Annotated in this window: 29 protein-coding genes; 9 read left to right on the top strand and 20 right to left on the bottom strand. The window is 22.9% G+C overall.

Annotated features, from left to right (window positions below; translation table 4 throughout):
• Positions 1–222: 222 nt before the first annotated feature.
• The 13 genes from SPIRDC1_RS02820 to SPIRDC1_RS02765 form a co-directional block, all read right to left on the bottom strand.
• Positions 223–489 (bottom strand): hypothetical protein, encoded by a 267-nt coding sequence (locus SPIRDC1_RS02820; protein WP_174480443.1) that lies wholly within the window; start codon positions 487–489, stop codon positions 223–225.
• A 3-nt stretch (positions 490–492) separates the two neighbouring features.
• Positions 493–702 carry a hypothetical protein gene (locus SPIRDC1_RS02815; RefSeq protein ID WP_174480442.1) on the bottom strand — a complete coding sequence of 70 codons (210 nt, stop codon included), beginning with the start codon at positions 700–702 and terminating at the stop codon, positions 493–495.
• Entirely contained in the window at positions 702–902 is a 201-nt protein-coding gene (locus SPIRDC1_RS02810; protein ID WP_174480441.1) for a hypothetical protein, read from the bottom strand. The genes SPIRDC1_RS02815 and SPIRDC1_RS02810 overlap by 1 nt, the downstream gene beginning before the upstream one ends.
• A gap of 105 nt (positions 903–1,007) precedes the next feature.
• On the bottom strand, positions 1,008–1,577 hold the full coding sequence (locus tag SPIRDC1_RS02805) for a hypothetical protein (protein WP_174480440.1): 570 nt from the start codon (positions 1,575–1,577) through the stop codon (positions 1,008–1,010).
• Positions 1,570–1,737 carry a hypothetical protein gene (locus tag SPIRDC1_RS02800; RefSeq protein WP_174480439.1) on the bottom strand — a complete coding sequence of 56 codons (168 nt, stop codon included), beginning with the start codon at positions 1,735–1,737 and terminating at the stop codon, positions 1,570–1,572. The genes SPIRDC1_RS02805 and SPIRDC1_RS02800 overlap by 8 nt, the downstream gene beginning before the upstream one ends.
• On the bottom strand, positions 1,730–1,858 hold the full coding sequence (locus tag SPIRDC1_RS10220) for a hypothetical protein (RefSeq protein ID WP_255495900.1): 129 nt from the start codon (positions 1,856–1,858) through the stop codon (positions 1,730–1,732). The genes SPIRDC1_RS02800 and SPIRDC1_RS10220 overlap by 8 nt, the downstream gene beginning before the upstream one ends.
• On the bottom strand, positions 1,858–1,995 hold the full coding sequence (locus SPIRDC1_RS02795; protein ID WP_174480438.1) for a hypothetical protein: 138 nt from the start codon (positions 1,993–1,995) through the stop codon (positions 1,858–1,860). Before SPIRDC1_RS02795 ends, SPIRDC1_RS10220 begins: the two co-directional genes overlap by 1 nt.
• Positions 1,988–2,713 carry an ERF family protein gene (locus tag SPIRDC1_RS02790; RefSeq protein ID WP_174480437.1) on the bottom strand — a complete coding sequence of 242 codons (726 nt, stop codon included), beginning with the start codon at positions 2,711–2,713 and terminating at the stop codon, positions 1,988–1,990. The genes SPIRDC1_RS02795 and SPIRDC1_RS02790 overlap by 8 nt, the downstream gene beginning before the upstream one ends.
• A 352-nt stretch (positions 2,714–3,065) precedes the next feature.
• Positions 3,066–3,698, bottom strand: a complete 633-nt coding sequence (locus SPIRDC1_RS02785; protein WP_174480436.1) for a hypothetical protein — start codon at positions 3,696–3,698, stop codon at positions 3,066–3,068.
• Positions 3,667–5,004: a phage portal protein gene (locus SPIRDC1_RS02780; RefSeq protein ID WP_174480435.1), complete on the bottom strand. Its 1,338-nt coding sequence runs from the start codon at positions 5,002–5,004 to the stop codon at positions 3,667–3,669. Before SPIRDC1_RS02780 ends, SPIRDC1_RS02785 begins: the two co-directional genes overlap by 32 nt.
• A 3-nt stretch (positions 5,005–5,007) precedes the next feature.
• On the bottom strand, positions 5,008–5,373 hold the full coding sequence (locus SPIRDC1_RS02775) for a hypothetical protein (protein ID WP_174480434.1): 366 nt from the start codon (positions 5,371–5,373) through the stop codon (positions 5,008–5,010).
• 206 nt (positions 5,374–5,579) lie between these two features.
• Positions 5,580–6,362 (bottom strand): phage terminase large subunit, encoded by a 783-nt coding sequence (locus SPIRDC1_RS02770; protein WP_174480433.1) that lies wholly within the window; start codon positions 6,360–6,362, stop codon positions 5,580–5,582.
• 58 nt (positions 6,363–6,420) lie between these two features.
• Complete coding sequence (locus SPIRDC1_RS02765; protein WP_174480432.1) at positions 6,421–6,750, bottom strand: terminase small subunit; 330 nt, start codon at positions 6,748–6,750, stop codon at positions 6,421–6,423.
• 644 nt (positions 6,751–7,394) lie between these two features.
• On the opposite strand from SPIRDC1_RS02765, the gene SPIRDC1_RS02760 reads away from it, so the two are divergent.
• The 4 genes from SPIRDC1_RS02760 (at position 7,395) to SPIRDC1_RS02745 (ending at position 12,485) form a co-directional block, all read left to right on the top strand.
• Entirely contained in the window at positions 7,395–8,921 is a 1,527-nt protein-coding gene (locus SPIRDC1_RS02760; protein ID WP_174480431.1) for a UPF0236 family transposase-like protein, read from the top strand.
• A gap of 14 nt (positions 8,922–8,935) precedes the next feature.
• A complete protein-coding gene (locus SPIRDC1_RS02755; protein ID WP_174480430.1) occupies positions 8,936–10,396 on the top strand; it encodes a hypothetical protein in 1,461 nt (486 codons plus the stop codon).
• Positions 10,397–10,480: 84 nt separating this feature from the next.
• Positions 10,481–11,476 carry an IS3 family transposase gene (locus SPIRDC1_RS02750; RefSeq protein ID WP_174479968.1) on the top strand — a complete coding sequence of 332 codons (996 nt, stop codon included), beginning with the start codon at positions 10,481–10,483 and terminating at the stop codon, positions 11,474–11,476.
• 400 nt (positions 11,477–11,876) lie between these two features.
• Complete coding sequence (locus SPIRDC1_RS02745) at positions 11,877–12,485, top strand: hypothetical protein (RefSeq protein ID WP_174480429.1); 609 nt, start codon at positions 11,877–11,879, stop codon at positions 12,483–12,485.
• Positions 12,486–12,663: 178 nt separating this feature from the next.
• Here SPIRDC1_RS02745 and SPIRDC1_RS02740 read toward each other — a convergent pair whose 3' ends face one another.
• Genes SPIRDC1_RS02740 through SPIRDC1_RS02730 form a run of 3 tightly spaced genes read right to left on the bottom strand, consistent with a single transcriptional unit; the run spans position 12,664 to position 15,222 of the window.
• Positions 12,664–13,512 (bottom strand): energy-coupling factor transporter transmembrane component T family protein, encoded by an 849-nt coding sequence (locus SPIRDC1_RS02740; protein ID WP_174480428.1) that lies wholly within the window; start codon positions 13,510–13,512, stop codon positions 12,664–12,666.
• Positions 13,513–13,525: 13 nt separating this feature from the next.
• On the bottom strand, positions 13,526–14,404 hold the full coding sequence (locus SPIRDC1_RS02735; protein ID WP_174480427.1) for an energy-coupling factor transporter ATPase: 879 nt from the start codon (positions 14,402–14,404) through the stop codon (positions 13,526–13,528).
• The gene (locus SPIRDC1_RS02730; protein WP_174480426.1) at positions 14,380–15,222 is read right to left on the bottom strand and encodes an energy-coupling factor transporter ATPase; all 843 of its coding nucleotides are present in this window, start codon (positions 15,220–15,222) and stop codon (positions 14,380–14,382) included. Before SPIRDC1_RS02730 ends, SPIRDC1_RS02735 begins: the two co-directional genes overlap by 25 nt.
• Positions 15,223–16,111: 889 nt before the next feature.
• Here SPIRDC1_RS02730 and SPIRDC1_RS02720 point away from each other — a divergent pair.
• The 5 genes from SPIRDC1_RS02720 (at position 16,112) to SPIRDC1_RS02700 (ending at position 19,223) form a co-directional block, all read left to right on the top strand.
• On the top strand, positions 16,112–16,507 hold the full coding sequence (locus SPIRDC1_RS02720; protein ID WP_174480424.1) for a terminase small subunit: 396 nt from the start codon (positions 16,112–16,114) through the stop codon (positions 16,505–16,507).
• Positions 16,501–17,250 carry a phage terminase large subunit gene (locus SPIRDC1_RS02715; protein ID WP_174480423.1) on the top strand — a complete coding sequence of 250 codons (750 nt, stop codon included), beginning with the start codon at positions 16,501–16,503 and terminating at the stop codon, positions 17,248–17,250. The genes SPIRDC1_RS02720 and SPIRDC1_RS02715 overlap by 7 nt, the downstream gene beginning before the upstream one ends.
• A gap of 237 nt (positions 17,251–17,487) precedes the next feature.
• Positions 17,488–17,853, top strand: a complete 366-nt coding sequence (locus SPIRDC1_RS02710) for a hypothetical protein (protein ID WP_174480422.1) — start codon at positions 17,488–17,490, stop codon at positions 17,851–17,853.
• Between the two features lie 3 nt (positions 17,854–17,856).
• Positions 17,857–18,156 (top strand): hypothetical protein, encoded by a 300-nt coding sequence (locus SPIRDC1_RS02705; RefSeq protein WP_174480421.1) that lies wholly within the window; start codon positions 17,857–17,859, stop codon positions 18,154–18,156.
• Between the two features lie 71 nt (positions 18,157–18,227).
• Complete coding sequence (locus SPIRDC1_RS02700) at positions 18,228–19,223, top strand: IS3 family transposase (RefSeq protein WP_174479968.1); 996 nt, start codon at positions 18,228–18,230, stop codon at positions 19,221–19,223.
• On the opposite strand, the gene SPIRDC1_RS02695 is transcribed toward SPIRDC1_RS02700, so the two are convergent.
• Genes SPIRDC1_RS02695 through SPIRDC1_RS02680 form a run of 4 tightly spaced genes read right to left on the bottom strand, consistent with a single transcriptional unit; the run spans position 19,220 to position 23,653 of the window.
• The gene (locus tag SPIRDC1_RS02695) at positions 19,220–19,840 is read right to left on the bottom strand and encodes a hypothetical protein (protein ID WP_174480420.1); all 621 of its coding nucleotides are present in this window, start codon (positions 19,838–19,840) and stop codon (positions 19,220–19,222) included. The genes SPIRDC1_RS02700 and SPIRDC1_RS02695 overlap by 4 nt on opposite strands.
• A gap of 1 nt (position 19,841) precedes the next feature.
• Positions 19,842–21,365: a hypothetical protein gene (locus SPIRDC1_RS02690; protein WP_174480419.1), complete on the bottom strand. Its 1,524-nt coding sequence runs from the start codon at positions 21,363–21,365 to the stop codon at positions 19,842–19,844.
• A 4-nt stretch (positions 21,366–21,369) separates the two neighbouring features.
• Positions 21,370–23,268: a hypothetical protein gene (locus tag SPIRDC1_RS02685; protein WP_174480418.1), complete on the bottom strand. Its 1,899-nt coding sequence runs from the start codon at positions 23,266–23,268 to the stop codon at positions 21,370–21,372.
• A gap of 43 nt (positions 23,269–23,311) precedes the next feature.
• Positions 23,312–23,653, bottom strand: coding sequence for a hypothetical protein (locus tag SPIRDC1_RS02680; protein WP_174480417.1), 342 nt, complete (start codon positions 23,651–23,653; stop codon positions 23,312–23,314).
• Position 23,654 lies beyond the last annotated feature (1 nt).

Raw genomic sequence — 23,654 nt, 5'->3', positions numbered from 1 at the left:
AAGAAGACATGAAATTCATCATATATCACCGCTCTACAAAATAAATTAAAATTTATTTCTACGGCTATCTTCTTTAAAAATTAGGAAAATATTTCATTATTTATTACATTAGAGTTAATTACGCTCACCGAATTCTTAACTTACGATTTAATATACGGAAACCTATTTTTATAAATTAATTATATCATATTTTCTATATTAAATATAGATAAATTAGTTAATTTATTCATCTTCATCATCAATTTCTATTTGAGAATTATGATGATGACATTGTTTACATTTTTCTATTTTTTCTCAAATTTTTCTATTAATATTATAATCATTTAATAATTCTTCAAATTCTTCAATATTATTTTTATCAATATGCAAACTTTTAAAATTTAAAGTAAAATCTCCATCAACTGAGAAATGACCAACACTTACATCATAATGTTTTTCTTTTTTTCATTTATTTAAAAATTCATCTATTGTACAATTTATCATTATCATTATTTACTCCTTATTTTTTTTTTTATATCATCATCATTCATTTTTTATTTCTTTTATTTTATTTTTAAATTGTTTTTTATGAAAATAACACATATTAAAAAATTGAATTACACTATCTTCTATATTTAAAGTTTTTAAAGTAACTAATACTTTACTATTACAATCTTTAACAATACATTTAAGTAATACTTTTTCTTTTTTTTGTTTTTGCATTATTTAACTTCCTTAATTTGTTTTATGTTTCATTCAAAATCTTTTGAACAAATTTCATCACACATATTACATTTTAAATGTATAGAACATAAACAATGTAAAGATATACCAATATTACATCCTTCGCATTCAGTAAATCAATCTCAATTATCACATAATGATTTTGTATAATGTAATTCTTTTATTTTTTCTTTACTCATTTTTATTCTCCTTTTCTTCATCACACATATCACATTCTCCAAAATAATAATATTCTACGTTATAATAAATATAATGTTTACATGGTTTTAAATTATCTTTATTCATTATTTATTCTCCTTATTTAAATAATATCAACCAATTAATAAACTATCTGCTTCATCATGATTTGATATTTTTATATTTCAATTATTTTTTTTTATTAAATTTTCACACATAAACAAAGAAATATTTTTATCTCATTTATAATTTATACCATTTACAAATGTAATAGCAGAACAATATTTATCATTTTTTACATATCATTTCTTTCATTCACTTGGACTTATTAACATATCTTTTGTTATTAATTTATTAAATTGTCCAGCAATAAAACCACGTAAATGTTCTTGTGTTTCATAACCAATTCCATTTTTTGAATGAAAAGTACCACGTTCAATAATTAAATCAAAATTATTTTTAGAATTATTTAACTCATCTTTTAATTCTAAAGTTCCATATACAACATAATGCATATCTCTATTAAAATTATCAACACCATTTTTTTTAAAACTACAACTACTAATTAATATTGGTTTTCATATATATTTATATGTATCACAATATATTTTCTTTTCTCATAAAGTAAATCCAGTATTTTTTATACTTGGGTCAATTGAAAGTAAATAATTAGTCATTATCAAAGTCTCCATTTTCTATTTTTTCAATTCAATCTTCTACTTCAAATAATTTTGCTTGTAAATATAAAATCTTATCACTATTTGTTGATTGAGTAATTTTATCCCACAATAATTTATATCTATCACGCAGTGCGTTAATTAATTTTTCTTTATTCATTATCAAATTCACCCTTTTTTATAGAATCTATAATACTAATAAATGCTGCTTTTGCTCATCAATTATCACCAGTAAGTTTTAAATATTCATCTAATTTTTTAATTAATTTTTCTTTATTCATTATTTATTCTCCTTATTTTTATTTAAATATTTATTTTCTACATTTTCAGATAAATTATTAACAATTATTTCTAAACATTTAAGACATCAATTTTTACTTAAAAATATTCTTTTATTACATGTTCTACATTTATTCATAATTTCTATACTCATTTTTATTATTATTTTTTAAATTTTTAAATCTTTCACGAATTTCTTTAAATTTATCAAATAAAGTTTTTAAATAATTTTCACCCATTAATATTAAAAAATCTTTATTATTACTTGGATTTAATCTTTCCATATCTTCTCTGATACATTCATCAAATAAAACTGTATTTGTAATCATATATTTTTCAAAATAATCTAATTGTTTTTCACTTGGTTCTCATTTTTCATTTTGTATTTTTATATTATTATTAATATAATTATTTTGTGGTTTATTATTTTGTATTAAATTAACATTATCATTATCTGGGTCAAGTTCATCTTCACTTAATAATAATAAATTCATTAAAAAATATCTATAAGCATAAGTTTCTGCACTCCCTTTTGCTTTTGCTATATCTGTATTTTTAGCACAAGCAAGTATATCAAAATATTTATTTTCTTTATCATTATCTAAATCAATAATTGTATATCTTTTAAAATAAGTTATTTCTACTTCTTTAGTATCTAAATAATTAATTTTTCTATCAGTTGTTAATATATCTTCATGTGTAATAACAATATTTAATTCTTTACATAATAATTTAAATTTATTAAAAATATCACTTAATAATCAATATTTATAATTACCAAATTTATTAAAACCATTTTTAGGTGTACTACCAATTTCTAATTGTAATTTAAGTATTTTTTTATATAAATTATTCATTATTTATCACTNACAGTTAATACATAATTAGTTTCTGGTAATGCTTGAAAACTTACTGGGTCATAAGTTGAACATTGATATTGTCATGGAAATAATAATTTACTTGGATATTGTCGATATTTATGTTGTTTAGTATTAATAGGATTATTATCAATATCTCTACCCCATAATGCTATTGAAATAGGTTTTACTGACCCATAAAAAGATATTTGACAATGAGTAACTGGTAATGGTGTTAAATAATTACTGTCTAAAACATATTATTATTTTCATCTAATGCTGGTAATGCTACTGGGTCGCCCGGGGCACCTAATTGTACATATTGATTAATTGCTAATCCACTATGTGCTAATTAATCATTTAATGAACTAAAAGTACATTGAATATAAGCCAATTCTTTATTTTCATTATTATAAGTTTTACTAGCAACTTCAAGAATATATCATTGTCTATCAACTTTAATTGATTTATCAGTATTTATAACTTTATTAATTTCTGGAATCATATATAACTTATATAAATTTGAAACAATATTATTAATAAAACTAAAATTCTTTTTTTCATTTGGAATATTAATAAATACATTTTTAATTGCTTGTTCTTGAATAAAAGTGTTATTTGCTGGAGTTGCTGAATAAGTAATACCTAATTGGTCTGATAATATATTTCCATAAAACACATCACCAATTTTTAATTGTTTATATGCTTCATCTGGATTATCTTTATTTTGAATAGGATAATAAGAATGGTCTCAAACTGCTTGTATTGCTTCTCTACCAGTAAAGATTTTACTAAATGAAGTATAATCATTAGGTATTGAAGTTGGTGGTTTATAACCCGTTTCTGTTGAATTTATCGCACCTAAAATAATAGTAAAAGGGCATACACGAAATTGTAAATCTTTATTTTGTGTAAAATCTTTTTCAATTTCACCTGTACTTTTTCATACAGTTTTAATTAATTGATGATTTATTTTCGATATCATTTTTAGTTTCTCCATCAATATCTTTTACTAATTTATTATCAAAATCAATTTCTTCTTTTCTCATTCTTCTATTTTCTTCAAGAATGTTCATTGCTTCTTCTTCACTGACACCTTCTTCTTGCACAAGAATACGTTTTCTGTTAGTTAAATCTAATGCTAATTTTCTCTCATTAATTTCCAATGATTTTAATCTATCTATAATAGTATTTTCTTTAATTTCAAATGTTCATTTAGATTTATCCCCATCTAATCCCATTAATATAAAACATCTTTGAAATATTTCATTTCAATCACTTTGATTTAATGTTCTTTTAATTCTTGTAGTTTCCATATCTCTTGAATTAGTAATTAATACTTCTGCTTCAGTTTTTTGACTAGTAGTATCATTGACTGGACTATATCCACTACCTTCAAATGCTTTATCAATAATAAATTTTATAAAATCTGCATATTTATCTAATATTGGATTACCTTGTAATATTGCAATTGGTGGTGTTCCACTAGTACTTCCTAAACTTCTTAAATTTGCTTGTAAAATAAATTTACCTATTAATTTTTTTAAATCAAAAGCAGTTTTAGATTGATTTATTTCTTGTTCAGTAATATCTAAAAATACACGAGTAACATTATATTCAAGTTCATGTTCAATACTTTCAAATGTTTTATTTAATAATTGTTGTAATTTTTTAATTGGTGTCATATCTGGATAATAATCACCAATAACTCCACCAAAAAAGTTTTTCTTTGGTAAATTTTGCATAAATTTAACTGGTATAATACCTAAATTATGATTTTCTATTAAAGGTAATTGTAAATCTTTACTTATTTTTTCTTGTAAACCATCTAAAGTAATAAAATCACTAGTAAAATATCTAATTATTTGATTTGGAGTATATGTTGTTTTAACATAAATACTTTGGTCATCATATTGTAATCTTGACCAAGTACTTGCTCCTTGTTCAGTATCTAATACTCTAGCTACTCTTGATTGAGCATATGGTTGAGCAAAATTTAATGCTATTCTACCAGTTTTACTTTTATCAATTTGAACAATACTATAACCATAACCAGATTTAATATTACAATCTTGATAAAATAATGAATCCAAATTATTTCATTCTTTTAATTTTTTAATTGCTTGTTTATATTGTTCATCTTCACTCGTTAAAGTATAACCATTACCCCAAAGTAATTTAGAAGCATGATTAGCAATCATTTCTGTTAAATTCAGCATACATCATTCAGATGATAATCATTCAGTCTTTTTTTTATAATTTTCTTCTGATATTAATGTTTCATTACTCATATGTTATTTCCTTTCAAAATAAGGATTTATATTTGCACTTAAATTTCTTATATATGGTTCTATAGCATAATCAAATGCATCACGTAAATGGTCATTACCTGCTAATGGTATTTGTTTAATACTTTTAGGGTCTCATACAGCTAATCTAAATTCATCTAATAATGCTTGTGCATTCATACTAATATTTAAACGTTCTGAAGCCATTAAAGCCACATTCTTAACTATTCTAAATTCAAGTCTTAATTTCACACAATCTTTAAAATATAATCATGAATTAACTTGATATTTAATTGCTGTATCATTTAACATTTCAATAAATGTATAATTACTAAAATCACAATATACAGTTAAACCATATTCATATAACAAATTATTTTCTTTTGCTAATTTAATATAAAACTCAACTACTAATCTTGCTAATTGTTTATTATCATAACGTACTAATTTATTTTCTATTTTTAAACAATCAATAACATTAACAAATTTAAAATCATAATCAAAACCTATTAATACACATGCTAAAGCATCATCTTTAAACCCATAATCTAATATCCAGCACTAAATCTATAACTTGGTTATAATAAACGTGATATCTTATGAATAAGATGTGAATATATTCCACCAGATTCATACCCTACTAAACCATGACTTCTTACTCTTGCAGATATTGGGTCTAATTTTTCTATTTCTAATAATTGTTGTTTATCACTATCTTTTAAATAAGTATTTAATTTTCAATTTTGATAATGATAAATAGTATTATCAATAATAGTAAATTGTTCATATTCATTAATAATTTGTTTTTCATTTTGTGGACAAGAATTTATAGTTTTTTTAATAAATTCATTTAAAATACTTCAAGGGTTACAACTTTCAATTTCTAATAATTGATTTGCACCACGAATAGCATCTTTTAAATCTTGATAATCATTTTCAGTAATTTCATATCTTTCATCACTTCATATAATTACATAATCATATAAATAATTACTTGCTAATCCAGTTAATTTAACATTACTATTATCTTGTGAATGTAAATATTTACAAGTTATTTTACTACCATTAAATTCAATAGTTTTTTTAGTTTCACTAATAATAAAATTAATTGATGGATATGTTGCTCTAATAATTTGCTTTAATTCTTGTCAACTATCATTTAATTGTTTTGACATATTACGAATTAAATAAGCATGAATATTAATATTATCTAACATTAATAAAATACCTAAGAATTCAATATCACTAAATGTTTTACCAGATTTACGACTACCTAATTGTTTAATTTTATTAATATTTAAAGGTTGTTTTAAATACATTCTTTTAGCAATATCTAATAAATAACCAAAATTACTTAACATTTATTCTTACCTTTATTTTCTAAACTAATTGCTATAGGGGCGACGTTATCATTATTTTTTATATCAATTTTTTTGATAAATGATATTTATTAACATATGCTCTTTCTAAATATCATGATGAAGTACCAGCATTTGAAGTTAAATATCTTTGTAAATTTAAGTGTTCAATTTGAGAATGCGCTCAATTAATTTGTTGTAAAAAAGTATTTCTCTTTTTTTGTTTTCAAGTCCTAATAGTACTTTCAGTTATATCTAAATAAATTAACATTCCTAATTTTGTAGGAACTTCTTTAAATTCATTACAATGAATAAAATAATTTTCTAATGATTCTCTTAATTTTGTAGCATCATTAAAAATTGTTCTTATTTTTATTTTTTCTTCTTGCACATAAAAATCTCCTTTCATATGCTTTAAAAAAACAAAAATTTATGCTATAATTAATATAATCTTTAAGTTAAGTCTGACAAAAATAACTTATTAACTTTATTAATTACTTCATATACTTTTTTATTTAATTTTTATAATATAATTATAACAAAAAATAGCATTACACTGCTATTTTTTTATTTTTTCTTTTAAATTTAAACATTTTCTTAATTTTATTCCCTAAATTTTTTCAAAACTTAAATTCTGGATGTTGTGATTTATACATAATCATGCAACCAATAAAAGTTCCTATAATATTAAGAGAAATAGTTAAGAATAATACTCCAAAAACTTTATTTTTTTCACATAGATTTCAACCATATAAGCCTATAAATCCTAAAATACTAATTATAAATATTCCTAATAATATTCATCATGCAATATATTCCACTTTTATTTTCCTTTTCTATATTTTTCATTATTGTACATTATTTTATTAAAAAAGAAAAGATAACTAATAAAAGTTATCTTTTAAACGTAAATAGAATTTTCAAGTTATTAAACGTTTGTTAATATTATACTCTAAAACCAAACATTTTTCAACAATATTTTAACAAATTTGCTAAAATTGAGCGTGAAACATATAACTAGAAAGGTGTTAAAAAATGTTTAGTTTTAAAGAATTTCTAAAATCTGAAATCACTAATATTTTAGCAAAATATTTTCAAAAAATCCATGATTATGATGAATATTTTTTTCAAAATAGAGATAAAAATCAATATAAAATTGATTCAAGAGTTAATAGAACAGTAAATACTCCAATTGGAATAGGAACTTTTAGACAAAGAGTTTATTGAGATACAATTAATAAACAATATTATTATCCAATTTATGAAGAATTTGGTATTAAAAAAAGAGCAAGAATTACTAATGATTTATATTTTGATATATTAGATAATTTAATTGAAAACTTAATAAGTAAAAAAGGTTATTTTAATATTCAATCAGAATTTAAATATACTTCTTTTTCTAAAAATCTTATTTCAAGAATTTTTAAAGATTCAAAAATTGAAAAATGAATACCAGAAGAAAAATTTAAAGTATTAGATAATCAAAAATTAAATATATGTGCAGATGATGCTTTTATTACTTGTTGAGATGAAAATGGTTTAAAACAGCAATATTGTTGTAGAATTTTAACTTTTAATCTTGGTAAAAAAGAAATTTATTCATATAGAAATAAATTAGACAAGAAAATAACTAAAAAATATCTTGCAGGGGAAATTATTGCAGATGTAGATTTAAAAGCAAATAATGGACAAAATTTATTAGATAGTATGCAATATGAAGTTGCAAATGATTTAGCAGATAAATTGGCAATTGATGATACACAAGCAATTGCAAAATTTGCTACTAAAATCGATATTGAAGATACAACACCAGTAGGCTATTTAAAATCGATGTTATCTGCTTGAAATACTTTGTTTCAATTTAGAAATATTGCAAATAGTAAATTTTTTATTACTAATGGTCTTTATGATAGTTTAGTTTATTTAGCAGATAATAAAGGTTTAATTACCGATAATCAGTTGGCACAACAATTACGTTTAAATGGAAATAATTTATATGTAAAAGGCGTATTATGTGAAATCGTTCTTGATGACTATATGATTTTTACTAATGATAAAAATGAACAACAATTAATGACCTTTATTTTAGCAACACCAAGAGCAATGAAAAGATACATGATAGAAAATACAGTTATTTATGTAGATTTTATTAAAGATGATAAAGCAGGAAGAGCATATAAAGTTGCTGGTGAAGTTGTTGGAGAAGCAATCCCATATATTTCTAATAATGAAACAACATCAAGATGAATGTTATGTGGAGTTATTAAAACAGAAAAAACTGATTTAAAAACTAAAATTACAGTTTTAACAACTGATATTACTGCAAATGTTAATAACAATAATAGTGAATTAAATACACAAATAAAAAGTACTAATGAACTTAAATCATTAAATCCAAATTTAACAAATCCAACTATTAAATATTTTAGTGATGCACAAGGAAAAACTAATGTAAGTAATCAAAAACAAAAAGCGGGTCACTTATACATAACTATTAGTGCAAACGTTAATGATTTAAATTATAAAGGTTCAACAAATCCAATTAAAATAACTCTTAAATAAAGGAAAATAATATCATGCCAATTGGTACAACTAGTACAGCAATACTTTTAAACATAAATAAACCAAAACATACTAGAACAAGTAACCAACAAGAAAATAAAAGTTTTTGATGAGAAATTTTAGAAATGATTGGTGTACAAGTTATAGCAGTAGCACTTGCTCCTTTTACTGGTGGATTAAGTGAAAGTGTAGCCCTTGGATTAGGTGCAAGTGATTTTATTGCAAGTACTATTAATTTTGGTATTTATGCTACAACTGATTTTACTATTAATCAAGTTTATGATTATTTAAAAGGAAATGTAACAAAATGAAATACTTTCTTTAATATACTACCTGCATTTGCTGGACTTAATAAAATTAGTCGTGGTTATCGTACTACTAAATTTATTAAACTAGCAGAAAAAACTAAAACATTAGAACAAATTGGTATTAAAGAAGCAAAAAATTTACAAGAAATTATTAGTCAAGTAAGTGGAAAAGAAATTTTAACAGATAAAATTATTGGTAATAAACGTTATTTAATGAATTATAGTTTTACTCCTAATCGTGAAACAGTATTACGAGATTTAGGTTATGTTGCTGAAAGACAATATAAAAATAATTTCCAAAAATTACAAACACAAGAGTTAAAAGATTACTTATTATTACAAAATACATTAACAAAATTAAGTCCCCAGTTAACTCCTAAATTTAAAATTAAAGATATTGAAAAAGCAAATAACTTTTTAAAAAAATATAATACTGAATTAAAAGAAGTATTAAAAATGAACCAACATGATTGATTAAATTTAATTCATACAATACATTCAGAAAATAGATATGGAAAAACTTTAATTTTAGATTTACAAAAAATTCGTGCTAATGCTATTAAATTTGATTTTAAAAAAAGTTCAATTCATAAGATTGTTTTAAATGCAAATAAATTGTTTAAATATTTGGATATTAGATTTTATTTAAAAAAAGGTTTAAATAAATTTTGAAAAAATACACCATATTTTGAAAAATTACGAGAAAGTATATATAAATTACAAGAAAAATTTGAAAAGTTGGAAAAACAAGCATTTGAAAAAATTAATAAATTAAAAGAAAAAACAACTGATTTATTTACTAGTGCAGAAAAAAGAGCAATTAAACATGCACAATTAATTCCATTAAATTCACCAGTATTTATCGGTTGTAAAATTGAACCTTTATCATTAGATAAATGTGCAATTACTATTTATCATCGCAATACTAAATATAAACCAATTACAGTTGTTGATAGTATTCTTAAAGCAGAAACTTTTGTTACTCAAATACATCCATTCCATTGATATCGTTGATATAGTGGTTGATACATTGGTTATGGTGTTAATCATAATAAATGATTAAAAGCAATAGCATTTGCTCCACCAGTGGTTCAACAAGTAATTAGAGATAGTTTTAAAGTATATAGAAAAATATTTAGAATAGGCTACTTGCTACTTGCTACTTAGCCCTTTTTACTAGACCATTAATTTAAAAAAAACTTGAATGTATTCGAAAAACAATTGTGTTATACAATTAACACTAATTTTGACATGAAAGGATTTTTAATAATGGATAAAATTAAACAAATAGCATTAGTAATTAACAAGTTAAATATCAAACAAAAAATTCAAATTATTGATGATAGCAAAAACCAATATTCAATTAGATATCTTTGCCAACATCTTCAACTAAACCGATCAACATATTATTTTGTAAAAAACAAACAAAACCCTATTAAAAAAGAAAAAAATCAAATTAGTAATTGTACACATAAATATCAAGAATTATGCCAACTTTTACTTGAATTTCATTTTACAAGAAAAGGACAAATTTATGGCTATTTACGAATTTTTTCAGCATTTAAAGAATGATTAAAACAATACAAACATATTATTTTAAATCTAGAATTATCAACAAAACAAATGCGAAAAATTATGAAAGATCACAATCTTCAAGGATTAAAACAAACTAAAAATAACTATCCTAAAAACAAAAAAAATCCAAATAAGTGAATACCTACAATGGATAAAGTAAACAAAGATTATAAAAGTACAACCTCTTCAAATCAAATTTGATCAATGGACACTAAACAAATAAATACTAAAGAAGGTTGATTATATCTTTTTGTAATTATTGATTTTTATTCAAATAATATTGTAAGCTATAATACATGTTCAAACAAATCCTATCAAGATTTAATTCTTCCTGCACTTGAAAAAATAAATCAACAATTCTCTTGAAACCAAGTAAAAAACGTTATTTTACACTCAGATAACGCCAACGAATTTTATTGTCAAGACATCACAAATTGAGCTGCTGATAAGCAAATAATTTTAAGCAAAAAACAACCTTATGATATTGGTGGCAATGTAATATCTGAAAACTGATTTTCTCATTTATCTCAAGAATGACTACCTAAAGGTTCAAATCAATATTTTTCTCTCAATGAAGCTATAAATGATGTAAACCAATATATTATGTTTTATAATTACGAAAGAATACATTCTAAATTTCTAAAACCACCAATTTCACAAATAAAAATTTAAAACTGTCTATCCAAAAGTGGTCCAGTATTTAGGGCTAACCACCATTATTAATTAGATTAATGGGTTCTTTACTGAGCCATAATAAGGCTATTCAAATTAATCTATAATTACATTAAGCGATACAGTGTAACATTTTAACTTACTTAACATTAAATGCTCTTTTATTCTGATATAGAAGTATTTACATAAAGTACTCACTATTAGACTTCTACGACAGTTTTATGAAGTTTTAATCTTTTAACAAAAAAAGAACGATAGTTATATCGTTCTTTGTTATTTATGAAAGTATGAGTTAAATTTATGCGCCCGTATCAAAAAATATTATTTTTAATAAATAGCAAAAAATATATAATAAAAGTTTAAATAAAATTAACTTTAATTATATTTAGGGTAAAAAGATATGAATAATAGTTTAAGTATAGTTACTAATACTACTTCTTCATTTCAAACCAATGAAGAAATATTTAATAAACAATCTAAAAAAAGAAAATGACAAGAATATGAACAAAAACCTGAAGTAAAAGCAAAAAAGAAAGAATATAGACAAAGACCTGAAGTAAAAGCAAGAAAGAAAAAATATGCTCAAAGACCTGAAATAAAAGCAAGAATAAAAGAATATGATCAAAAACCTGAAGTAAAAGCAAAAAAGAAAAAATATAATCAAAGATCCGAAATAAAAGCAAGAAAGAAAAAATATGACCAAAAAAGACATCAACTTATTAAAGAAAAAGAAAGAGAATTGCAATCTGATCATGTTTCTAGTTCAAAACAAATTTTTGATTTAAGTAATTTTAATAGTGATGATATGTATGATGAACAAGTTATAAAAAATGCATTAAATAATTTAGAATTAGATCAATTAAATTTATTAGATAAAGCTATTGAACAATTGTTAGTTAGTGAAAAAATAGCACAACAAAATGTTGAATGAAATAACAGTATTGTAGTTACAAGTAACTTAGATAGTGATATTTATGATTATAATTTAGCAACCGGACTTACTCCTTAATTAATTTTAATTATTAATATGTTTTAAATTTAAATTAAGAATTTTTAATTAAAAAAAATAATAGGGAGTATAAGAAAAAATAAAAATGATAAATATTATGACACTTGTTGCAAAATTTTTATTTTAACTAAATATTAATAAATATTTAAAATTAGTAAACCTAATTCATATACGTTTATTATTGTGAATAATAATCATCAATAAATGGAATTCTTCAAAATATTTCTGGATGATAAGTATAAGATATAAGAAATGCTAACAATCCTACACCAATAATAAAGAAAAATATATCTTTAAAATCAATATGGTATTGACAAAAACGTGTTCTTTTACCTTGTGGATCATAACCCCTTGAATCCATAGCGTATGCTAAATCTTCTGCTTTTTGAAATGAAGAAACTAATAAGGGAATAATTAATGATACTAACGATTTAACTTTTTCTTTAAAATGACCATTCTTTAAATCTACACCACGTGATGCTTGCGCTTTTAAAATTCTGCCCGCTTCATCTAATAATGTAGGAATTGAACGAAGAGCAATAGAAATAATCATTGAAATAATATGTACTGGAAATTTAATTAATTTTAGTGGTAACATTAAATCTTCTAATGCTAATGTTAAATCTAATGGTTGAGTTGTGGTTGTTAAAATTGTTGTAATTAAAATCATTAAATAAATTCTAAGAGCAATATAAATACTAACAAATATAGCTTTATATGATACTTTAATACCATGCCAATGTCAAATCATTCCTACATTAGGGCCATCAGTTAAAAAACAGTTAATTATAAATAAAATAAATGCCATAAATAAAATGGGGCGCATTAATTTTAATAACATCATAAAAGGTAATTTTGCACAAAAGAAAATTGTTATGACAGTAAAACCAATAAGAGCGTAACCTTCAAAACCAGTATGAAAAAAAAGTGAAGCAATTAAACAAATTAAAACTAGTAATTTAATTCTTGGATCTATACGATGAATGATTGAATTTAAAGGTAAATAACGACCAAAACTAACTTTCATTATTTATTACTCCTTACTTTTTATTGCTATTTTTTTTGGATAATATTTTTGACAACTGGTCAATTAATTCTGAATCACTTCTAGCAGTAATTTTTGATGTATCAAATCCTGCTGCTTCTAATTTATATAAAAAACTATAAATTTTTGGTGGCTCAATTCCGGTTTCGGTAATTAATTTTTTATCTCTAAAAATAGTAATTGGATCTGCTTTTTTATAAATCTGTGTATTATGTAACACAATAACTTCATCAGCAACCATTATTACATGATTCATATTATGAGTTACTAAAATAATAGTTTTATTTTCTTTATGATTTAAATCATAAAATAAATTAATTAATTCTTTTTCACCATCGGGATCAAGTCCTGCTGTTGGTTCATCTAAAATTAAAGTATGACCTTGTAATGCCAAAATACCAGCAATAGCAACTCTTCGTTTTTGACCACCAGACAAATCAAATGGACTTCTTGATAAGTATGTTTCGTCTAATCCAACCAAATTAATATATTTTTTTGCTAACTCTCGTGCTTTATCTTTTTTCTCACCAAAATTAACTGGTCCAAACATAATATCTCGTTCAATAGTTTCTTCAAATAACTGATATTCGGGAAATTGAAAAACTAAGCCAATTTGTTTACGTATTTTTTTAATATCACGAATTTTTTTTTGATTAGCCTTAATAATAAAATCATTAATAGCAACTGAACCTGCCATTGGAACTAATAAACCATTAATATGTTGAATCATAGTTGATTTACCACTACCAGTTTCACCAATAATAGCAACTATTTTTTGTTCAACAATTTCAATAGTAATATCTTTTAATGCTTGATATTGATAAGGGGTTTTTGGAGAATAAGTATAACTTACTTCTTTGAATTTAATTGACATAAGCTAGAAATCAACTCCTCTTCACTTAATGTTTCATTAATATTAATTCCCTTATTTTTTAAACCTAACGATACTTTTAAAACAAAAGGAATATCTAAATGAATACTTTGTAAAAAGTCTCATTCTTTTAATATTTCAGATGGAGTTCCATAACGAACTAATTTACCTTTATTCATAACAATAATTTTATCGGCATTAATAATTTCATCCATATCATGAGTAATAGAAATAATAGTTTTATTGCGTTGTTCTTGTAATTTTAACATAATTTCTTTAACTTCTCGTTTACCTTTTGGATCAAGCATACTAGTTGCCTCATCAAAAATAATAATATCAGGTTCTAAAGCTAAAACTGAAGCAATAGCTACACGTTGTTTTTGACCACCAGATAATCATAGTGGTTCATGATCTAAATATTTTTCCATACCCACTGCCCTAGAAACTCTGTCAATAATTGCTGGCATATCACTGGGTTCAACTAAATGATTTTCCAAGCCAAAAGCAATATCATCACGAACAGTTGAACCTATAAATTGATTATCAGGATTTTGAAAAACAATACCTAAGTGACGACGTAATTGTTTAATGTTTTTATTAGTAATTGTTTCACCAAATAATTGAATTGTACCTTTTTGTTTGTGTAAAACACCAATAATAATTTTTGAAAGTGTTGACTTACCACTACCATTATGACCAATTATAGTAATATATTCACCATGATTAATATCAAAACTAACATTATCAACAGCGTTATTGTATTCTGGTTTATAACGAAATTCAACATTTTTTAAACTTAATGAAATTTTAGATTTACTCATATTACTTCTAACTCCATTTTAAATATTATGCTAGTAAAATTATAACAGTAATTTTATATATATCAATTTATAATTTATAAAAATTATAAAAAAAGAAAAAAATGAACAATATCTGTTCAAAATTGAAGTAAAATTATTGGGTGGTTAGCCCTAAATACTGGACCACTTTTGGATAGACAGTTTTAAATTTTTATTTGTGAAATTGGTGGTTTTAGAAATTTAGAATGTATTCTTTCGTAATTATAAAACATAATATATTGGTTTACATCATTTATAGCTTCATTGAGAGAAAAATATTGATTTGAACCTTTAGGTAGTCATTCTTGAGATAAATGAGAAAATCAGTTTTCAGATATTACATTGCCACCAATATCATAAGGTTGTTTTTTGCTTAAAATTATTTGCTTATCAGCAGCTCAATTTGTGATGTCTTGACAATAAAATTCGTTGGCGTTATCTGAGTGTAAAATAACGTTTTTTACTTGGTTTCAAGAGAATTGTTGATTTATTTTTTCAAGTGCAGGAAGGATTAAATCTTGATAGGANGAAAAAAATAAAGTTTTTGGAGTATTATTCTTAACTATTTCTCTTAATATTATAGGAACTTTTATTGGTTGCATGATTATGTATAAATCACAACATCCAGAATTTAAGTTTTGAAAAAATTTAGGGAATAAAATTAAGAAAATGTTTAAATTTAAAAGAAAAAATAAAAAAATAGCAGTGTAATGCTATTTTTTGTTATAATTATATTATAAAAATTAAATAAAAAAGTATATGAAGTAATTAATAAAGTTAATAAGTTATTTTTGTCAGACTTAACTTAAAGATTATATTAATTATAGCATAAATTTTTGTTTTTTTAAAGCATATGAAAGGAGATTTTTATGTGCAAGAAGAAAAAATAAAAATAAGAACAATTTTTAATGATGCTACAAAATTAAGAGAATCATTAGAAAATTATTTTATTCATTGTAATGAATTTAAAGAAGTTCCTACAAAATTAGGAATGTTAATTTATTTAGATATAACTGAAAGTACTATTAGGACTTGAAAACAAAAAAAGAGAAATACTTTTTTACAACAAATTAATTGAGCGCATTCTCAAATTGAACACTTAAATTTACAAAGATATTTAACTTCAAATGCTGGTACTTCATCATGATATTTAGAAAGAGCATATGTTAATAAATATCATTTATCAACTAAAATTGATATAAAAAATAATGATAATACCACCCCTATAGCAATTAGTTTAGAAAATAAAGGTAAGAATAAATGTTAAGTAATTTTGGTTATTTATTAGATATTGCTAAAAGAATGTATTTAAAACAACCTTTAAATATTAATAAAATTAAACAATTAGGTAGTCGTAAATCTGGTAAAACATTTAGTGATATTGAATTTCTTGGTATTTTATTAATGTTAGATAATATTAATATTCATGCTTATTTAATTCGTAATATGTCAAAACAATTAAATGATAGTTGACAAGAATTAAAGCAAATTATTAGAGCAACATATCCATCAATTAATTTTATTATTAGTGAAACTAAAAAAACTATTGAATTTAATGGTAGTAAAATAACTTGTAAATATTTACATTCACAAGATAATAGTAATGTTAAATTAACTGGATTAGCAAGTAATTATTTATATGATTATGTAATTATATGAAGTGATGAAAGATATGAAATTACTGAAAATGATTATCAAGATTTAAAAGATGCTATTCGTGGAGCAAATCAATTATTAGAAATTGAAAGTTGTAATCCTTGGTCAATTCTTAATGAATTTATTAAAAAAACTATAAATGCTTGTCCTCAAAATGAAAAACAAATTATTAATGAATATGAACAATTTACTATTATTGATAATACTATTTATCATTATCAAAATTGAAAATTAAATACTCATTTAAAAGATAGTGATAAACAACAATTATTAGAAATAGAAAAATTAGACCCAATATCTGCAAGAGTAAGAAGTCATGGTTTAGTAGGTTATGAATCTGGTGGAATATATTAACATTTAATTCATAAGATTAGTAGATTATTACAACCAAGTTATAGATTTAGTGCTGGATTAGATTATGGGTTTAAAGATGATGCTTTAGCATGTGTATTAATAGGTTTTGATTATAATTTTAAATTTGTTAATGTTATTGATTGTTTAAAAATAGAAAATAAATTAGTACGTTATGATAATAAACAATTAGCAAGATTAGTAGTTGAGTTTTATATTAAATTAGCAAAAGAAAATAATTTGTTATATGAATATGGTTTAACTGTATATTGTGATTTTAGTAATTATACATTTATTGAAATGTTAAATGATACAGCAATTAAATATAGGGTTAATTCATGATTATATTTTAAAGATTGTGTGAAATTAAGACTTGAGTTTAGAATAGGTAAGAATGTGGCTTTAATGGCTTCAGAACGCTTAAATATTAGTATGAATGCACAAGCATTATTAGATGAGTTTAGATTGGCTGTATGAGACCCTAAAAGTATTAAACAGATACCATTAGCAGGTAATGACCATTTACGTGATGCTTTTGATTATGCAATTGAGCCATATATTAGAAATTTAAGTGCAAATATAAATCCTTATTTTGAAAGGAAATAATATATGAATAATCATAATACTGAAATATTAACTCCTAATTGATGTATGATAAATCTTCAAGAAATAATAGCAAATCATGCTTCTAAATTACTTTGGGGTAATGGTTATACTTTAACAAGTGAAGATGATAATTATAAAAGAGCAATTGAAAAATTAAAAGAATGAAATAATTTAGATTCATTATTTTATCAAGATTGTCATATTAAATCTGGTTATGGTTATAGTATTGTTCAAATTGATAAAAGTAAAACTGGAAGAATGGTGGTTGCTACTTGCTACTTGCTACTTAGCCCTTTTTACTAGACCATTAATTTAAAAAAAACTTGAATGTATTCGAAAAACAATTGTGTTATACAATTAACACTAATTTTGACATGAAAGGATTTTTAATAATGGATAAAATTAAACAAATAGCATTAGTAATTAACAAGTTAAATATCAAACAAAAAATTCAAATTATTGATGATAGCAAAAACCAATATTCAATTAGATATCTTTGCCAACATCTTCAACTAAACCGATCAACATATTATTTTGTAAAAAACAAACAAAACCCTATTAAAAAAGAAAAAAATCAAATTAGTAATTGTACACATAAATATCAAGAATTATGCCAACTTTTACTTGAATTTCATTTTACAAGAAAAGGACAAATTTATGGCTATTTACGAATTTTTTCAGCATTTAAAGAATGATTAAAACAATACAAACATATTATTTTAAATCTAGAATTATCAACAAAACAAATGCGAAAAATTATGAAAGATCACAATCTTCAAGGATTAAAACAAACTAAAAATAACTATCCTAAAAACAAAAAAAATCCAAATAAGTGAATACCTACAATGGATAAAGTAAACAAAGATTATAAAAGTACAACCTCTTCAAATCAAATTTGATCAATGGACACTAAACAAATAAATACTAAAGAAGGTTGATTATATCTTTTTGTAATTATTGATTTTTATTCAAATAATATTGTAAGCTATAATACATGTTCAAACAAATCCTATCAAGATTTAATCCTTCCTGCACTTGAAAAAATAAATCAACAATTCTCTTGAAACCAAGTAAAAAACGTTATTTTACACTCAGATAACGCCAACGAATTTTATTGTCAAGACATCACAAATTGAGCTGCTGATAAGCAAATAATTTTAAGCAAAAAACAACCTTATGATATTGGTGGCAATGTAATATCTGAAAACTGATTTTCTCATTTATCTCAAGAATGACTACCTAAAGGTTCAAATCAATATTTTTCTCTCAATGAAGCTATAAATGATGTAAACCAATATATTATGTTTTATAATTACGAAAGAATACATTCTAAATTTCTAAAACCACCAATTTCACAAATAAAAATTTAAAACTGTCTATCCAAAAGTGGTCCAGTATTTAGGGCTAACCACCTACTATTACCATAAAAATGAATTTGTGGTAAATTTGTAATTTCAACAATTGGTAAATAACCAAATGGATTTTTTAATTCATATTTTTCTTTTAATTGACTTTCTGGTTTAATTTTTGATTTTGTACTACCTAATAAAATTTCTCTATTACCATTAAATATTTCAACTTTTACTTTTGAATTTTCTATTGTTACTCATGTTAAACTACCATTATCACTTTGTTCATTCATAAAAAATAATTCTGCTGATTGTTCTTGTTCATTAAATTTAGCAACACGTGACATAAAACTTGGACTTGGTAAAGTTAAACTTAATTCACCATTTTTAGTTAACATTCATATTAAAAAACATTTACCTAATAATGAATTTTGAATACCAAATTGATATAATTTTTCATTTCATTTATCTTTATCTTTTAATTTATTTAAAAAATTTAATAATTCTTTATTTTCACTTTTAAATAATAAACCTTTACCTAATCATAACATTGTACTTTTATTTGCAATAATTCTAGGTATATCTAATTCTCAAATATCTTCATGTATACTAAAATATTCTGTTGGATTATAATTCATATTATCACTCCTTATTATTAATAAAACTATATTGTTTACCAAATTCAAATTTAGTTTTATTAATTAATAATTCATTATTTATTTGTTCAATTAATCATTTCATATCATTCATTAATGCATAACAATCACTATCTCAAGTATCATCATGTAAATCTAACATTTGTGGTTCATTATTAGCATTATCTATTTTAGATTTAGATAATCATTGAATTAAACTATATTGTCTTTTAGTTTCTGGACAATTATTTCAATCATAACTTAATATATTTTTAATTAATCCAGTAGTAGTAAAATCAATTCTATCTTTTAAATACATTACTGATTTATCTACTGGTTCAAAATTTAATCAATTCATATTTCTTTTATTTTTTTCTACATTTAAAACATCAATAAATGCTTGTCCACCATTACCATAATCAACATAACAAGTAAAACCTTTAAACATAGCAAAATATTTTTGTGCTTCAATTAAATAATAATCAATAATACTATTTGCTAATTCATAAGTATTTTTAAAATACATTGCTGGTTGACCATTAATATTAGCATTACTATGATAAAATTCACTTACTTTATGCGCTCTTCTTCCATTATAATTTTCACCAATAAATCATAATGAAGCAGCAGTAGGATGACCACTACTACTTGTTGCCATACCTATATCTAAACCACCACTTAATCTTTGTACTTGAAAATCTAATTTAGTATTTACTTTATCTAAATATCTTGCAAATATAGCACCTTGTAAAACACTAGGAACTCCATAATATCAACTTTGTGCTTTTATAGAGTCTAATACTTTTAATTCTTCTAAATCATTAATTATATCTTGTGATAAATTATGTTTATTTAATTTTCAATTACTATAATGAAATAATTTAAATTTATTATTATCAATAATAGATTTTATTTGTTCATTTTTTACTTTCATTATTTCTAAATTATAAGGTACACGTTCATTCATATAATTAATATGATATTGATATATATTATCTGGATTACAAGTTGTTATTTTAATTCTTTTTTTAGCATTACCAATAGCAAATGTAATTGCTTGAAATTCTTGTTGTGTAAATTCATTTGCTTCTTCTTCTCATTCTATTGATAAATCAAATCCTTTTATTTCACTACGAGAAAGGCCTTTTAATGGTATTCTATCATTACTATTACTATACACACCCATAACTCTAATAAATGATTTACTACCTTTAAAACGAAAATCTGCTTGTTTATTTGGATATTTTAAAGTAAAATCTTTATAATCTTGAAATCCAGCAGATATAAATGCTTCATATATTTCTTTAACCATATCATTAATATCTTTATTAAGTTTTCTAAAACCATAAATAGCAACTTTTTTATTTAATTTAATTGCTACTGCAAATAATACTGGTAATATCATTGCAACAGTAAATGTTTTTCCACTATATCTAGAACCACTAAAATTATATTCATCATGTGTAAAATCAGATTTACCTAATAATCAATAAACTATTTCATATATAAATGTAAATTCTTTATTCATAATATTATTCTTGCAATTCTTCTAATTTTAAAAGTTGACCAAATCTTGTAGGGTCACTAACAATAGCAATTGTATCATTCTGCATTTGTAAAGAAAGCATTATTCTACCATTAATATTATCTCAATCCAAAGTTTGAACCTCTTTATTTAATTCACCATATAAAAATTCTTTACACATAAAAGCAAATTTTTTACTACTTGTTTGGCTTTCAAAATTATAATAAATTTTATATTTAGTATTTGATTTAAAAGTATATTTAATATGATTTATATTAATTTTTGTTCCTACTTCTTTTCATTTTGGAATACTTGGAATTGGATTATTTTTTAATTCAATATCTCAACAATTTTCTTCAATTTCATTTGTTTCTAAATTATTAGAAATAATTTTTATTGGTTTATTCATATTAATTTTATTTGGTGAAATAATATTTAATGTATTACTAGTAATTTTATAAATATTTTCATTATTTTCTTCTAATTCTTCTAATTTTCATAAATTACCGTTTCTTGTATTTCCAGCTAATCAAGTAAATATTGGAGTATTTGTTCTATTACAAATTAAATAAGGTTGAGAATGATTTATATCAAATGTTAATTCAGTATTACTTCCTTTTGAATAAATAAATTCTTCATAAATATAAATATCAGATAATATTAATGATTGTCTTCTAATACCATAATTAAATCATATACGATATCTTCTATTTTCTTTACAATCATATGTAATAGTTTGATTAACTCCATTTATAACACTTGTAGCAACTATTAATCACTTTTCTTTATCTTGCTTTTTATCTAATAAATTATCAACATATTGTTTTGTAGTTGCATCTTTTTCTTGTTCTGGTTCACCTATATCAACAATTCTAGTATTATTTGAAGTAATAATTCTTTTTTCTTTAGGTTGAATAATATTTGGACTATTAGGGTCTACTTCTCATAATGATTCACTACTACCACCAGTAGCACTAATAGTATTAGTTTCTTTATCAATAGTAATATTTTCACCAGCAATTAATTTATTTTGTTTTTTATCTAATAAATTATCAACATATACTTTAGTTGTAGCATCACTTAAAAATGTAGGAGTACCAACATCAATAATTCTTTTACCATTAACATCAATACCTTTATAATCTTTTGGTTTAATAAAATTAGGATTATCTTTATCAACTTCTCATAATGATTCACCACTACTATTAGCACTAATAACTTTCTTTTCTTGACCTTCTTTACCATCAACTAATTTCATAGTATCATTACTAAAATATTTATTAAATAATTCCAATGTTGTTAAATTATCAAATGATTTTATACCAGTAGTATCAATATCAACTACTGAACCCATAATATTTTTTGGATGAGTAATACTAATTTTAGTTCTAGGATCTGATGATTTTAAATTAAGAGTTTGTAAATAAATTTCTCATGGATTTTGTTCACCACCACTACCCATAAATTTTTTAAATCAATTTTGTTTAGATGAAACATTAAGATCAAAACCTTTCATAGTTGGATATTCATTTATTTCTTTTAAATAATTAAATACTTGTGGAACAATATAATAAGGGTCTTCTGGATTATTTTGTGAATAAGTAATACCACCTTGACCAATACTTGCTTGACCACGTGCATATTCAACTCCTTTACCTAATAAAAAATTAACATAATGAGTAGTTGCCGTTTGAATATTATCAGTAAATTTTGTTGGAGTTATTTCTGGTCATTTTTTTGAAATAGTAAAACCACTTAAATAATCAATATTACTACTTGCAATTTCTATTGCATATCTAATTTCACTATCTGGTGTTGTAACTTCATCAAATAATGATTTATTAAAACCTTTTCAATTTTTAAATTCTTCAATTGTTATAAACATTAATGGGTCTTTAATAGCCATAATAATTTACTCCTTAATGTAAAATAAAGGGTATTTAAACCCTTTAAATTTTAAATTTAGTTACTTTTTTCTTATCTTTTTCAGATAATTCTTTCTTTTTAGATTTTTGTGCTATTACAAAATTATCTATTTGTTCTTGTTCTACATTAAAACTATCAAGTAATTTAGCAGTTGATGTAGTTTCTAATTGTAATTGAGAATTTATTTGTTTAATATTTGCTTTAATAAATTCTAATTCTTTATTATTTTTTAATTCTTTTGCTAAATTTGATTGTTTTGATTTTTTAATAAATTTTGATAAAAATAATAAAACAATAGTAACAATTACTCCACTAGCAACTGCTCCACTTAATACTGCTGATATTACTGTTGTAGATAAATTCATT

The organism is Spiroplasma endosymbiont of Danaus chrysippus, from assembly GCF_902809815.1.
Classification (GTDB): Bacteria; Bacillota_I; Bacilli_A; order Mycoplasmatales; family VBWQ01; genus Spiroplasma_E.
The sequence above is the reverse complement of the archived record's forward strand: the minus strand, read 5'-3'. Positions and strand labels throughout refer to the sequence as shown.